This is a genomic window from Streptomyces sp. NPDC053750 (genome assembly GCF_044544295.1).
Lineage (GTDB): Bacteria > Actinomycetota > Actinomycetes > Streptomycetales > Streptomycetaceae > Streptomyces.
Map to the genome: position 1 here is coordinate 73,800 of NZ_JBITXB010000004.1, position 13,837 is coordinate 87,636.

Sequence of the window (13,837 nt, forward strand, 5' to 3'; positions counted from 1 at the left end):
CGGGGCTCACGACTCCGGCTTGCGGTGCACCCGCGCGATCCAGTCCGCCGGTTTGGCGATCTCCGACTTGGTGGGGAGGGTGTTGGGCGAGGTCCAGACGCGGTTGAAGCCGTCCATGCCGCACTCGTCGACGACGGCCCGTACGAAGCGTTCGCCGTCCCGGTACTGACGGAGCTTGGCGTCCAGGCCGAGCAGCTTGCGCAGCGCCAGGTCGAGGCGCGAGGCACCCTTGGCGCGGCGCTGCTGGAACTTCTCGCGGATCTCCCCGACGCTCGGCACGATCGCCGGGCCGACGCCGTCCATCACGAAGTCGGCGTGTCCCTCCAGGAGGGACATCACGGCGGTGAGCCGGCCGAGGACCTCCCGCTGGGCCGGAGTCTGCACCAGCTCGACGAGCGACCGGCCGCCGTCGTCCTCCTCCCCCTCGGGCCGTCCCCCGGCGAGGGTCTGGGCGGCCTCGCGGATCCGCTCCAGCACGGTCATGGGGTCGACGTCGGTCTCCGCGAGGAACGACTGGATTTCGCCCTCGAGGTGGTCGCGCAGCCAGGGCACCGCGGTGAACTGCGTGCGGTGCGTCTCCTCGTGCAGGCACACCCACAGCCGGAAGTCGTGCGGCTCGACGTCGAGCTCGCGCTCCACGTGCACGATGTTCGGCGCGACGAGCAGGAGCCGTCCGCCGCCGTTGGCCCCGGCGGGCAGCTCGCGGGTGGCCGGGGCGAAGGTCTCGTACTGGCCGAGGACGCGGGAGGACAGGAACGACAGCAGCATGCCGAGCTCCACGCCGGTGACCTTGCCGCCGACGGCGCCGAGGACCGCGTTGCCCGCGCCGCCGCCGCGCCGCTCCTGCATCTTCTCCAGCAGGGGCTTGAGCAGCTCCCGGAACCCGGAGACGTTCGCCCGGACCCAGCCCGGCCGGTCGACGACGAGGACGGGGGTGTCGTGGGCCTCGTCGGTGGCCATACGAGTGAAGCCCCGGACGTGTTCCTCCGAGGCCCTGGCATGGCGGCGAAGTTCCGCGACGACGGCCCTGGCCTCGTCGCGGCTCACCTCGGGGCCCGGCCGTACGAGCCGGGTCGCGGTCGCCACCGCGAGATTCCAGTCGACCATGCCGGAAGATGCGCCGATGCTCGTCATGCAACAACGGTACGTGAGCGCTGCCGCTGGGGGCAGGCTGTGCGGGGCGCCGGGGTGGGGCAGCTGTACGGGTGACCGGCGTTGGTGCGGGACGGGCGGAGTGCGCAGCCCGGCGCTGCGGGGTGCCGCTGCGCCCACCCGTGCCGCCCCAGCGGCACGACCGCCCGCAGCTACGGCGGCTACGACGGCTACGACGCCAGGGTCGTTGCCGCCTCGTCCAGGGCTCGCTGGGCCGCTCCCGCGTCCGTCGTGTCGGAGGCCAGAAAGGCGAAGGCCAGGAGGTGGCCGTCGGTGGTGACCACCGTGCCGGCGAGGGTGTTGACGCCCGTCAGGGTGCCGGTCTTGGCGCGGACGACGCCGGCCGCGCCGTCCGTGTAGCGGCCGGCCAGCGTGCCGGTGAAGCCGGCGACGGGGAGGCCGGTGAGGGCGGAACGGAGCTCGGGACGGGCCGGGTCGGCGGCCTTGGCGAGCAGTGCGGTGAGGAGGTCGGCGGTGATCCGGTCGGTGCGGTCGAGGCCGCTGCCGTCGTGGAAGCGGGCGCCGCGCACCGGCAGGCCCAGCTGTTGCAGGCGGGCCTTGACGGCCGCGGAGACCCCGTCGAAGTCGGCGGGCTTGCCCGAGGCCACGGCGGTGTGGCGGGCCAGGGCCTCGGCGAGGTCGTTGTCGCTGTTGGTCAGCATCCGCTCGACCAGGGCCGACAGCGGGGGCGAGGAGACGGTGGCGAGGGTGTCGGCACGGTCCGTGGCCTTGGAGGGCCCGGGGGCTGATGCGGTGATGCCGTGCGACTCCAGGAAGCCGGCGAAGGTACGGGCGGCGTCGGCGGCCGGGTCGGGCACGCGGGGCACGGGACCGCTGGTGGAGTCGTCCGTGCGGGCCTCGTCGGCCATCAGGGCGGTGACACGGGCGAGGTTCTCGTTCTCCCCGATCGGGTGCATTTCGTCACCGGCGTAGAGCGTCGTGTCGTACGACAGCGTCACCTTGCGCACGTCCCGCTTCTTCAGGGCCGCGGCGGTCTCCTCGGCGAGGTTGCGGAGGCTCGCGAGGCCCCGGGCGTCCTCGCGTGCGGTGAGGGTGGGGTCGCCGCCGCCGACCAGGACGAGTTCGCCGGTGTCGGCCTCCAGGGCGGTGCGGGTGGTGAGGCGGTGGTCGGGGCCGAGGGCGGTGAGGGCCGCGACCGCGGTGGCGATCTTGGTGGTGGAGGCGGGGGTGAGGGGGACGTCGGCGCCGAGGCCGTAGAGGCGTCTGCCGGTGGTGAGGTCGACGACGGCCGCCCCGCGGCGGTCGCCGAGCGCCGGGTCCTTCAGGAGCGGCCCGAGGGCGCCTGCCAGGTCCTTTCCGCCCGGGGCCGCCTTGACGCCGCCCGGCTCGGCACCGGAGGCGCCGCCCAGGCCGGCCAGCACGGCGGCGGCGCTGGGCGCGGGCCGGGGCGCCCCGGACGTCGTACCGGAGCCCCCGGATCCGCGACCGTGATCTGCGCCACCCGTGTGCTCCTGGGCGACGGCCCGGTCCCGCTCGGCCGTACGCTGACCCGTGGAGTCCCAGGGGCCGGCGGCGGTCACCACACCGGCGGCCAGTGCCAGCCCGGCGGTGGCGGCACCGGCGGTGTACTGCCAGGTCTTCGGCCTCGTGATCCGTGCGAGCTGCGGTGTCGCGGCCCGTGCGAACCGCCCGAGGTGCGGTCCGGCGGCCCGCGCGACGCGTGCGAGACGCGGACGTACGGCGCCCGCGGCCCGCACCACGTGCGGCCTCGCGGCCCGCCAAGGCCTCAGCTCTGGCACTACCACCAGCCCCTTTCGCGATCACACACCTGCGTGAGGGACACTTAACCACCAGAACTATGTGCTGATCATGGAGGAGCGTCCGGTGGAGTTCGACGTCACGATCGAGATCCCGAAGGGTTCGCGGAACAAGTACGAGGTGGACCACGAGACCGGTCGTATCCGCCTGGACCGCCGCCTGTTCACCTCGACCGCCTACCCGACCGACTACGGCTTCGTCGAGAACACCCTCGGCGAGGACGGCGACCCGCTGGACGCGCTGGTCATCCTGGACGAGCCGACCTTCCCGGGCTGCCTCATCCGCTGCCGCGCGATCGGCATGTTCCGGATGACGGACGAGGCCGGCGGCGACGACAAGCTGCTGTGCGTGCCGTCGACCGACCCGCGCGTGGAGCACCTGCGGGACATCCACCACGTGTCGGAGTTCGACCGCCTGGAGATCCAGCACTTCTTCGAGGTCTACAAGGACCTGGAGCCCGGCAAGTCCGTCGAGGGCGCCAACTGGGTGGGCCGCACCGACGCCGAGATCGAGATCGAGCGGTCGTACAAGCGCTTCAAGGAGCAGGGCGGCCACTGAGCGGCTCCGTCCCTCCAGTCCACTCCTGTAACGGGCCGCACGCGCACGCGTGCGGCCCGTTCACGTTTGGGTGCGCATACTGAGGGCTACAGGAGGCTGTGTCTACGAGGGCCCAGGGAGCGTTGCGCAAGTGACGGAGGCGGAGGACCGCAAGCCGCAGTCGGACGAGGCCCGCAGTGCCTTCCGACAGCCCAGTGGGGTCGCGACGCCGGCCGACGGTGAGTCGTCGACGACGTCCGAGTTCGAGATCCCGCAGGGGCTGGCCGTCCCGCGGCACACCGGCACGGAGTCCGAGACGACCTCGGAGTTCGCGCTGCCCGAAGGGCTGGACGCGCCCGCGGCGCCGGCCGCCGAGGCCGAGGGGTCGGCGTTCAGCACGCCGAGCACGTACAGCGCCTGGACCGCGCCGACCGCGTTCACGCCGGCGAGCGGCATCCCGATGGTGAGCCTGACCAAGGACGTGCCCTGGCAGGACCGGATGCGCGCGATGCTGCGCATGCCGGTGGCCGAGCGGCCCGCGCCCGAGACGGTCCACCGGCACGACGACGAGACGGGCCCCGCGGTGCCGCGCGTGCTCGACCTGACGCTGCGTATCGGGGAACTGCTGCTCGCCGGCGGTGAGGGCGCGGAGGACGTGGAGGCGGCGATGTTCGCCGTCTGCCGGTCCTACGGCCTGGACCGCTGCGAGCCGAACGTCACCTTCACCCTGCTGTCGATCTCCCACCAGCCGTCCCTGGTGGACGACCCGGTGACGGCGTCGCGGACGGTGCGCCGCCGGGGCACCGACTACACGCGGCTCGCGGCCGTCTTCCAACTGGTGGACGACCTCAGCGACCCGGAGACGCACATCTCGCTGGAGGAGGCCTACCGGCGCCTCGCCGAGATCCGCCGCAACCGGCACCCGTACCCCACCTGGGTGCTGACCACGGCGAGCGGACTGCTCGCGGGCGCGGCCTCGCTGCTCGTGGGCGGTGACGTGATCGTGTTCTTCGCCGCCCTGATCGGTGCGATGCTCGGCGACCGGCTGGCGTGGCTGTGCGCGGGGCGCGGGCTGCCGGAGTTCTACCAGTTCGCGGTGGCCGCGATGCCGCCGGCCGCGATCGGCATCATGCTGACCCTGACGCACGTGGAGGTGAAGGCGTCCGCGGTCATCACCGGTGGCCTCTTCGCGCTGCTGCCGGGGCGGGCGCTGGTCGCAGGGGTGCAGGACGGCCTGACCGGCTTCTACATCACCGCCGCCGCGCGCCTGCTGGAGGTCATGTACTTCTTCGTCAGCATCGTCGCCGGGGTGCTGGTGGTGCTGTACTTCGGCGTCCAACTGGGCGCCAAGCTCAACCCGGACGCCCAGCTGGGCACCGGTGACGAGCCGGTCGTGCAGATCATCGCGTCGATGCTGCTGTCGCTGGCCTTCGCGATCCTGCTCCAGCAGGAACGATCCACCGTGCTGGCGGTGACCCTGAACGGGGGCGTCGCCTGGTGCGTGTACGGCGCCATGCACTACGCCGGCGACATCTCGCCGGTGGCCTCCACGGCCGCCGCGGCGGGGCTGGTGGGCCTGTTCGGGCAGCTGATGTCCCGGTACCGGTTCGCGTCGGCGCTGCCGTACACGACCGCGGCGATCGGGCCGCTGCTGCCCGGTTCGGCGACGTACTTCGGGCTGCTGGCGATCGCGCAGAGCGAGCTCGACGAGGGGTTGCTGTCGCTGTCGAAGGCGGTGGCGCTGGCGATGGCCATCGCGATCGGGGTGAACCTCGGTGGGGAGATCTCGCGGCTGTTCCTGAAGGTGCCGGGGGCGGCGAGTGCCGCCGGCCGGCGGGCGGCGAAGCGGACGCGGGGCTTCTAGCGCGAGGTGCCTACGAGCTCGGGTTGTGCTGTTCCCGGGCGGCTTCGGGCTCGTTGTGGCCGGTCGCGCCCACGCGGCGGAGCCGCACATCGATACGGCCCCGCGCCCCTGGGAAGTACTAGCGTCCCTGGTTGTAGGGGTACTGTCCGCCCTGCTGGTCGCCGTAAGGCTGCTGTCCGTACCCCTGCGGGTACGGCTGGGCGTACGGCTGCTGCTGGCCGTAGGACTGGTCTCCGTAGCCCTGGTCGTACTGCTGCTGGGGCGGCTGCGGCTGCTGGTAGGGGTCCACGCGGCGGAGCTGGGTCGTGGCGTCGTCCATGACCGGGTACTGGGGCTGCTGCTGGGCCGCCGGCGGCTGGGGGGCGGTCGCGGCGGCGTGCTTCTTCTTGCCGCGCTCGCGGAGGTACTCGATGGCGATCGGGACGACCGAGACGACGACGATCAGGACCAGGATCGGCTCGACGTTGGTCCGGATGAACTCGATCTGTCCGAGCCAGTAGCCCGCGAGGGTGACGCCCGTGCCCCAGGCCACGCCGCCGATGACGTTGTACGTGAGGAAGGTGCGGTACTGCATGCGGCCCGCGCCCGCCACGATGGGGGCGAAGGTGCGCACGATCGGCACGAAACGGGCCAGGACGATCGCCTTGGGACCGTACTTCTCCATGAATTCATGCGCCTTGTCCAGGTTCTCCTGTTTGAAGAGCTTGGAGTTGGGGCGGTTGAAGAGCTTGGGACCGAGGAATTTGCCGATCATGTAGCCCACTTGGTCACCGATGACGGCGGCCAGCACGATCAGGGTGCACACCAGCCACAGCGGCTGGCTGATGTACTCGCCCTGGGCGACGAAGAGGCCCGCGGTGAACAGCAGTGAGTCGCCGGGCAGGAACGCGAAGAGTCCGGACTCGGCGAAGACGATGAGCAGGATGCCGGGCAGAGCGAAGGTCTCGATCAGATAATCCGGGCTGATCCACTCGGGGCCGAGCGCGAGGGTGGTCACGGGATTGTGGCTCCTGCTGCTGGGGGAGGCGGGCTGGACCTGACTGCCCAAACGTACAACGCAGCCGTGTCGTCCCAGGTTCCACGGGGGCCCTGGGGGTGCGCTGTGACGTTGCCCGGGGAAACCTGAGAACCATGGGTATTGAAGAATACGGCGGCGGCCAGGGCCCGCAGCCCGAGGTGCTCGTCGTGACGACGAACGATCTGCCGGGCCACCGGGTGCAGGAGGTGCTCGGGGAGGTCTTCGGGCTGACCGTGCGCTCCCGGCATCTGGGAAGCCAGATCGGGGCCGGGCTGAAGTCGCTGGTCGGCGGTGAGCTGCGCGGACTCACCAAGACGCTGGTCGAGACCCGCAACCAGGCGATGGAGCGGCTCGTCGAGCAGGCACGCGCGCGGGGGGCCAACGCGGTGCTGTCCTTCCGCTTCGACGTGACGGAGGCGGCGGACGTGGGCACCGAGGTGTGCGCGTACGGGACGGCGGTGGTCGTGACCCGGGAGTGAGCCCCGGGAGCGGGTCCCGGGCCACGACCACCGCTCAGGAGGTGTGCCGGACGGCGTTGGCGAGGATCGCGTCGCGCATGTAGGCCGCGAGGCCCGGCTTGGCGGCGTCGATGTTTCGCGTGAAACGTTCGTCCGAGACGTACATCTCGCCCAGGCAGGTGTGCATCTCGTACCCGCAGTCGTAGTGGTTGCGGGCGATCCCCTGCCGGTGGTCCTCGGCGGCGTCCATGGCCGCCTCGGAGTCGGCGGGCTCCCCGGCGTCCATCAGGGCGACGAAGCGCCGGGTGAGTTCGTCGGCCTCGTCCTGGATGCGCTGCCAGTCCTCCTTGGTGTAAGAGGCGGTCTTCTGCTGCGACTGGCGGTAGGCGTCGGTGTCGCCCCAGCGTTCCTGGACCTCCTCCTGGTACTGGTCGGGGTCGAAGTCGCCGAAGACCTCGAACTTCTCCTCGGGCGTGAGGTTGATCCCCATACTGCGTGCCTCCATGGCGTGCTCCACGGCCGCCGCCATCTTCTGCAGCTTCTCGATCCGGGCGGTCAGCAGCTCGTGCTGGCGGCGCAGGTGTGCGCGCGGGTCCGCGTCCGGGTCGTCGAGCAGGGCGGCGACCTCGTCGAGCGGGAAGCCCAGCTCCCGGTAGAACAGGATCTGCTGCAGCCGGTCGAGGTCGGCGTCGCTGTAGCGCCGGTGGCCCGCGTGGCTGCGCTCGCTCGGTACGAGCAGGCCGATGTCGTCGTAGTGGTGCAGGGTGCGCACCGTCACTCCGGCGAAGCCGGCGACCTGTCCCACGGAGTAGCTCACTTCCGCTCCCTTCTCTGACGCGCTCCACGCTGCCTCCTCACGCGACGTGAGGTGCAAGCCCGGGTGCGGGGCGGGGTGCCCCCGCCTACCGTCGGACGCATGCCACTGCACCACGGGCACCACCCGCCCCGGTACGACGACACCGACCGGCGGCGGCTCGCCGTTAACCCGTTCCACGGCTCGGCGAACCCCGTCGGCGGCATGACCGAGGCCCCGCCCGCACAGCGCCTCCCCGACGCGCCCCTGCCGCCCTCGACGGCGTACCGGCTGGTCCACGACGAGCTGATGCTGGACGGCAACGCCCGGCTGAACCTGGCCACCTTCGTCACCACCTGGATGGAGCCGCAGGCCGGGGTGCTGATGAGCGAGTGCCGGGACAAGAACATGATCGACAAGGACGAGTACCCGCGCACCGCCGAGCTGGAGCGGCGCTGCGTGGCGATGCTCGCCGACCTGTGGCACGCGCCCGATCCGTCGGCGGCGGTGGGCTGTTCGACGACCGGGTCGAGCGAGGCCTGCATGCTGGCCGGGATGGCGCTGAAGCGGCGCTGGGCGCTGCGCAACGGCGACCGGTACCCGGCCACGGCCCGGCCGAACCTCGTCATGGGCGTGAACGTCCAGGTCTGCTGGGAGAAGTTCTGCACCTTCTGGGAGGTGGAGGCCCGGCAGGTCCCCATGGAGGGCGACCGCTTCCACCTGGACCCGCAGGCCGCCGCAGAGCTGTGCGACGAGAACACCATCGGGGTCGTCGGCATCCTCGGCTCCACCTTCGACGGTTCCTACGAGCCGGTCGCCGAGCTGTGCGCCGCCCTGGACGCCCTCCAGGAGCGGACCGGCCTCGACATCCCCGTGCACGTCGACGGGGCGTCGGGGGGCATGGTCGCGCCGTTCCTGGACGAGGACCTGGTGTGGGACTTCCGGCTGCCGCGGGTCGCCTCCATCAACACCTCGGGCCACAAGTACGGGCTCGTCTACCCCGGCGTCGGCTGGGCGCTGTGGCGGGACGCCGACGCCCTGCCGGAGGAGCTGGTCTTCCGGGTGAACTACCTGGGCGGCGACATGCCGACCTTCGCGCTGAACTTCTCCCGGCCCGGGGCGCAGGTGGCCGCGCAGTACTACACCTTCCTGCGGCTGGGCCGCGAGGGCTACCGGGTCGTGCAGCAGACCGCACGCGACATCGCCCGGAGCCTCGCCGTGCGGGTGGAGGCGCTCGGCGACTTCCGGCTGCTGACGCGGGGCGACCAGCTGCCGGTCTTCGCCTTCACCACGGCGGACGACGTGACGGCGTACGACGTCTTCGACGTCTCCCGGCGGCTGCGGGAGTGCGGCTGGCTGGTGCCCGCGTACACCTTCCCGCCGCACCGCGAGGACCTGTCCGTGCTGCGCGTGGTGTGCCGCAACGGCTTCTCGGCCGACCTGGCGGACCTGCTCCTGGAGGACCTGGAGCGGCTCCTGCCCGAGCTGCGCCGGCAGCCGTACCCGCTGACCGGCGACAGGGGTACGGCGACCGGGTTCCACCACTTGGGCGGAACCGTGAAGCCCGCCCAGGGCCTGGGCCCTAGCGGCTGAGGCGGGCGAACCTCCGTACCGCCAGCGGGAAGAACACCGCGAGCAGTGCCAGCGGCCACACGACGGCCGCCCACACATGACCCGGCTCCCCGCCGGGGCCGCCGAACAGGTCACGTACGGCCGTGGCGGTCTGGGACAGGGGGTTCCACTGGACGACCGTGCCGAGCCAGCCGGGCATCGAGTCGGGTGTGGCGAAGGCGTTGGACAGGAAGCCGACCGGCCAGACCAGGATCTGCACCGCCTGCACCAGTTCCGGCCTGCCCGCCACCAGGGCCAGGAAGATGCCGATCCACAGCATCGCGAACCGGAAGAGCAGGAGCAGGCCCACCGCGCCCAGGAATGCGCCCGGGCCGCCGTGGGTCCGCCAGCCGAGCGCGTACCCGACGGCGATCAGCACCGTGAGACCGAGCGCCGACTGGAGCATGTCGGCGGCGGAACGGCCCACCAGTACCGCGCCATTGGTCATCGGCAGGGAACGGAATCGGTCGACGACGCCCTTGTTGAGGTCCTGGGTGACGGCGATCATCGTGCCCTCCAGGCCGAAGGCCATGGTGAGCGCCAGCATCCCGGGGACCAGGTAGTCGACGTAGTCGCCGCTCACGCCGCGGCCGCCGCCGACCAGGTAGCCGAACATCAGCAGCAGCATGACGGGGAAGACCAGGTTGACGACGACCGCGACCGGCTGCCGCGCCCAGCGGGCCAGCTCACGGCGGGTCATGGTCCAGGAGTCGGTCAGGGCGTAGGTGGTCACACGGCCTCCTTGGTGCGGTCGGTGAGGTGCAGGAAGACCTCGTCCAGGGTCGGGCGGCGCAGAGCCACGTCCTCCGCCTCCAGGCCGGCCTCCTCCAGCGCCCGTACGACGCCGGAGAGCGCCGCCATCCGGTCGGTGACCGGGGCGCTGATCAGCCGGCGGTCGGGGTCGACGCGGACGCCGGTGAGCGGCAGCAGGGCGACCGCGGCACCGAGCTGCCCCGCGTCCCGCAGGACGACGTCGACGCGGTCGCCGCCGGTGGCCGCCTTCAGCTCGTCGGCCGTGCCGTCGGCGACGACCCGGCCCGCGTCGACCACCGAGATGCGGTCGGCGAGCTGGTCGGCCTCCTCCAGGTACTGGGTGGTGAGCAGGACCGTCGTACCGCCGCCCACCAGGGAGCGGACCGAGTCCCACACCTCGGCGCGGCCGCGCGGGTCGAGGCCCGTGGTCGGTTCGTCCAGGAAGAGCACCTCCGGCTCGGTGATCAGGGACGCGGCGAGGTCCAGGCGGCGCCGCATGCCGCCGCTGTAGGCGCGGACCGGTTTGCGTCCGGTGTCGGTGAGGTCGAAGCGCGCCAGGAGTTCGTCGGCACGCGCGCGTGCCCGCCGGGCGCCCAGGTGGTGCAGGCGGCCGAACATCTCCAGGTTCTGCCGGCCGTCGAGCTCCTCGTCGAGCGCCGCGTGCTGGCCTAGCAGACCGATGCGCAGGCGCACCGCGTACGCGTCGGTGACGGCGTCGTGGCCCGCCACCTCGATCCGGCCGGCGTCCGGCCGCAGCAGGGTGGAAAGGATGCGGACCAGGGTGGTCTTGCCCGCGCCGTTCGGGCCCAGGACGCCGTGCACCGTGCCTCGTGTGACGGTCAGGTCGAGCCCGTCCAAAGCGTTCTTGCCGCCGTACTTCTTGTGTGCCCCTTCGACGGTGATCGCCGCGTCGGCCACTGGCACTCCTTAATTAGTCAAACTTGACTACTTGCTCCGGAGCGTATCCCCACCAGACAGTCTGGTCAAACTTGATTAGCTGTGATCGATCAGCAGCGGTCCTCGGGGGGTCGCTTCCCCGTCGCGAAGGGGTTCTCCTCGCCCTCCGCCAGGACGCCGACGAACGGCTCGCCCTCCCCGGCGAACGTGTACGCGCCGCCGCGGATGCGCTCGATGAGCGCCCGGGTCCACTCGGCGCCGGTGTCGGCGGAGTGCACCCACATGTTCATGATCTCGCCGATGTGGCCGAGCTGCCCCGGGCCGTCCTCGGGCGTGTAGTACTCGGTGACGGCCACGCGCCACTCCCGGATGGCCCGGATCCGCTCCTCCAGGAGGGTGAGGACCTCCTGGCGTGGGAGGTCCACCATCAGGCCGAGCCCGGCGGCGAGCACGTCCGGCTTCTGGTCGTAGGCGGTGAGGGACTCCCGGAGCAGGGAGAAGTACTCCGCCGTGCCCTGCTCGGTGATCTCGTACTCGGTGCGCGGCGGGCCGCCCGCGGTGGACGGCGCGATCTCGTGCGCGTGCAGCAGGCCCTGTTTGGCCATCTGCTTCAGCGCGTGGTAGATCGAGCCGGGCTTGGCGTTGGACCACTCGTGCGCGCCCCAGTACTCCAGGTCGTTGCGCACCTGGTAGCCGTGGGCCCGCCCGTGCTGACGGACCGCGCCGAGCACCAGGAGACGGATCACTGACATGCGGTCCAGGTTAGGGCCTGTCAGGCAGGCCCTTCAGGCCTGGGCGCCCTGTTCCCTCGCCACCAGGTCCCAGGCTGAGGCGCCGTCCAGGGACTCGCGGACGATGTCGGCGTGGCCGGCGTGCCGGGCCGTCTCGCGGATCAGGTGCAGGCACAGCCAGCGCATCGACACCCGCTCCTCCGGTGGGAACCAGGGCTCGTTCGGCAGGGGGAAGGTGTCGTCCAGGCTGGGCACGGAGCGGATGAACGCCTCCGTCTCCGCGGCGACCTTCTCCCAGTACTCCAGCTGCGAGGCGACCGTCTCGTCGCCCACCAGCCGGAAGCACTCGTGCCAGTTCGACTCGTCCCGCGCGACGGCCGGCGGCTCCTGCTTGGCACGGGCGATCCAGCCCTGCTCGACCTCGGCGACGTGCTTGATCAGTCCGGCCAGGGACAGTTCGCCGGCGCTGGGCCGGGACGACGCCTGCTCGTCCGTCAGACCCAGCACCGACCGGCGGATGCCGCCGCGCTGCTCGTCGATGAAGGACAGGAGCGCTCCGCGCTCGTCGCCCTGCGCTTCGGCTCGCACGTGAGTGACCATGACCGGCCGCCTTTCGCCGCTGCGGGGGGCTTTCCCCTGCACCGACGAAGCTACGGGCCCTTGCGGTCAACTCCTGTCCGCAAGGACCCGCGACAAGCAAGGAGATCTCGGGCGAGGAGATCCGGGGAGACCTAGAACGGGAACCCGCTCCGGCCGTGCTGCACCGAGATCCACTTCTGCGTGGTGAAGGCGTCCAGCATGGTGTCGCCGTTCAGGCGGCCGATGCCGGAGTGCTTCTCGCCGCCGAAGGGGACGATCGGCTCGTCGTGCACGGTGCCGTCGTTGACGTGGAACATGCCGGTGTCGATCTGCTTGGCGAAGTTCACGCCCCGCTCGATGTCGCCGGTGTGCACGGCGCCGCTCAGCCCGTACGGGGTGTCGTTGACCAGGCGTACGGCCTCCTCCTCGCCGTCGAACGGGACCAGGAAGGCGACCGGCCCGAAGACCTCCTGCTTGAGCAGCGCGGAGTCGGCGGGCAGACCCGTCAGGACGGACGGCTCGACCAGGTTGTCGGTGGTCGCGCCGCGCACCAGGGCGGTCGCGCCCTCGGCGAGCGCCTGCTCGACGACGGCGGAGATCGCGTCCGCCTGCGAGGAGTTGATCACCGGGCCGATCACGGTCGACGGGTCGCGCGGGTCACCGGCCTTGAGGGTGCGGACCTTGGCGACGAACTTCTCGGTGAACTCGTCGGCGACCGAGCGGTCGACCAGGACGCGGTTGGCGGCCATGCAGACCTGGCCCTGATGGACGTACCGGCTGAAGACCGCGGCGTCGACCGCGTAGTCGATGTCGGCGTCGTCGAGGACCACCAGGGCGCTGTTGCCACCGAGTTCCAGGACGGAGCGCTTGAAGTGGGCGGCGCACACCGTGGCCACGTGGCGGCCGACCTGGTCGGAGCCGGTGAAGGAGATCACCTTCGGGACCGGGTGCTCCAGGAAGGCGTCGCCTATCTCCGCGATGTCGGTGACCACGACGTTGAGCAGACCGCCCGGCAGGCCGGCGTCCTCGAGGATCTTGGCGACCAGGGTGCCGCCGACGATCGGCGTGTTCTGGTGCGGCTTGAGGACGACGCCGTTGCCGAGGGCGAGCGCCGGGGCGACCGACTTGAGGGAGAGGAGGAAGGGGAAGTTGAAGGGGCTGATGACGCCCACCACGCCGACCGGCACCCGGTAGACGCGGTTCTCCTTGCCGTCGACCGGCGAGGGGATGATCCGGCCCTCGGGCGCCAGCGCCAGGTGGACCGCCTCGCGCAGGAACTCCTTGGCGAGGTGCAGTTCGAAGGCGGCCTTCAGGCGGGTGCCGCCGAGCTCGGCGACGATCGCGTCGCTGATCTCCGCCTCGCGCTCCTCGACGAGCCGCAGCGCCTTCTCGAACACCGCGCGGCGCGCGTACGGGTTCGTCGTCGCCCACTGCTTCTGCGCGCGCTCGGCCGCCCGGAACGCGGCGTCGACCTCGTCGACCGTGGCTATCGTGATCGAGGCCAGCTTGTCGTTGTCGTACGGGTTGAAGTCGATGATGTCCCAGGAACCGGTGCCCGGGCGCCACTCACCGTCGATGTACTGCTGGGCGAGGTCGGTGAAGTACGACGACATGTGATCCCTCAATCCCCTAGCCGGCCTGATTGAGCGTCATCGTACTTATGTT

Annotated in this window: 13 protein-coding genes; 4 read left to right on the forward strand and 9 right to left on the reverse strand. The window is 71.4% G+C overall.

What is annotated here, in order from left to right; translation table 11 throughout:
• Nucleotides 1-6 precede the first annotated feature (6 nt).
• A complete protein-coding gene (locus tag ACIGO6_RS13005) occupies nucleotides 7-1,134 on the reverse strand; it encodes a zinc-dependent metalloprotease (RefSeq protein ID WP_399875021.1) in 1,128 nt (375 codons plus the stop codon).
• A gap of 188 nt (nucleotides 1,135-1,322) precedes the next feature.
• The gene (dacB, locus tag ACIGO6_RS13010) at nucleotides 1,323-2,918 is read right to left on the reverse strand and encodes a D-alanyl-D-alanine carboxypeptidase/D-alanyl-D-alanine-endopeptidase (RefSeq protein WP_399875023.1); all 1,596 of its coding nucleotides are present in this window, start codon (nucleotides 2,916-2,918) and stop codon (nucleotides 1,323-1,325) included.
• Nucleotides 2,919-2,997: 79 nt separating this feature from the next.
• Here dacB and ACIGO6_RS13015 point away from each other — a divergent pair, with 79 nt between their 5' ends.
• Nucleotides 2,998-3,489 carry an inorganic diphosphatase gene (locus ACIGO6_RS13015; protein ID WP_064731883.1) on the forward strand — a complete coding sequence of 164 codons (492 nt, stop codon included), beginning with the start codon at nucleotides 2,998-3,000 and terminating at the stop codon, nucleotides 3,487-3,489.
• 130 nt (nucleotides 3,490-3,619) lie between these two features.
• Nucleotides 3,620-5,332 carry a threonine/serine exporter ThrE family protein gene (locus ACIGO6_RS13020; protein ID WP_399875025.1) on the forward strand — a complete coding sequence of 571 codons (1,713 nt, stop codon included), beginning with the start codon at nucleotides 3,620-3,622 and terminating at the stop codon, nucleotides 5,330-5,332.
• A gap of 118 nt (nucleotides 5,333-5,450) precedes the next feature.
• Here the strand turns inward: ACIGO6_RS13020 and ACIGO6_RS13025 are convergent, their stop codons facing one another.
• Entirely contained in the window at nucleotides 5,451-6,329 is an 879-nt protein-coding gene (locus tag ACIGO6_RS13025; RefSeq protein WP_399875027.1) for a VTT domain-containing protein, read from the reverse strand.
• A 134-nt stretch (nucleotides 6,330-6,463) separates the two neighbouring features.
• Here ACIGO6_RS13025 and ACIGO6_RS13030 point away from each other — a divergent pair, with 134 nt between their 5' ends.
• On the forward strand, nucleotides 6,464-6,829 hold the full coding sequence (locus ACIGO6_RS13030; RefSeq protein WP_399875028.1) for a YbjQ family protein: 366 nt from the start codon (nucleotides 6,464-6,466) through the stop codon (nucleotides 6,827-6,829).
• A 34-nt stretch (nucleotides 6,830-6,863) separates the two neighbouring features.
• Here ACIGO6_RS13030 and ACIGO6_RS13035 read toward each other — a convergent pair whose 3' ends face one another.
• The gene (locus tag ACIGO6_RS13035) at nucleotides 6,864-7,625 is read right to left on the reverse strand and encodes a MerR family transcriptional regulator (protein WP_399875029.1); all 762 of its coding nucleotides are present in this window, start codon (nucleotides 7,623-7,625) and stop codon (nucleotides 6,864-6,866) included.
• 99 nt (nucleotides 7,626-7,724) lie between these two features.
• Between ACIGO6_RS13035 and ACIGO6_RS13040 the strand changes: the two genes are divergently transcribed.
• Nucleotides 7,725-9,194, forward strand: a complete 1,470-nt coding sequence (locus ACIGO6_RS13040; protein WP_399875030.1) for a glutamate decarboxylase — start codon at nucleotides 7,725-7,727, stop codon at nucleotides 9,192-9,194.
• On the opposite strand, the gene ACIGO6_RS13045 is transcribed toward ACIGO6_RS13040, so the two are convergent.
• From ACIGO6_RS13045 to ACIGO6_RS13065, 5 genes are all read right to left on the reverse strand, one after another.
• The gene (locus ACIGO6_RS13045; RefSeq protein ID WP_399875032.1) at nucleotides 9,184-9,945 is read right to left on the reverse strand and encodes an ABC transporter permease; all 762 of its coding nucleotides are present in this window, start codon (nucleotides 9,943-9,945) and stop codon (nucleotides 9,184-9,186) included. The two genes, ACIGO6_RS13040 and ACIGO6_RS13045, sit on opposite strands and share 11 nt — an antisense overlap.
• Nucleotides 9,942-10,883 carry an ATP-binding cassette domain-containing protein gene (locus ACIGO6_RS13050; protein WP_399875034.1) on the reverse strand — a complete coding sequence of 314 codons (942 nt, stop codon included), beginning with the start codon at nucleotides 10,881-10,883 and terminating at the stop codon, nucleotides 9,942-9,944. The genes ACIGO6_RS13045 and ACIGO6_RS13050 overlap by 4 nt, the downstream gene beginning before the upstream one ends.
• An 89-nt stretch (nucleotides 10,884-10,972) precedes the next feature.
• Nucleotides 10,973-11,614 carry a PadR family transcriptional regulator gene (locus ACIGO6_RS13055; RefSeq protein ID WP_399875036.1) on the reverse strand — a complete coding sequence of 214 codons (642 nt, stop codon included), beginning with the start codon at nucleotides 11,612-11,614 and terminating at the stop codon, nucleotides 10,973-10,975.
• 33 nt (nucleotides 11,615-11,647) lie between these two features.
• Nucleotides 11,648-12,193, reverse strand: coding sequence for a DinB family protein (locus tag ACIGO6_RS13060; RefSeq protein ID WP_399875038.1), 546 nt, complete (start codon nucleotides 12,191-12,193; stop codon nucleotides 11,648-11,650).
• A 131-nt stretch (nucleotides 12,194-12,324) separates the two neighbouring features.
• Nucleotides 12,325-13,785 (reverse strand): aldehyde dehydrogenase family protein, encoded by a 1,461-nt coding sequence (locus ACIGO6_RS13065; RefSeq protein WP_399875039.1) that lies wholly within the window; start codon nucleotides 13,783-13,785, stop codon nucleotides 12,325-12,327.
• Nucleotides 13,786-13,837: the final 52 nt, after the last annotated feature.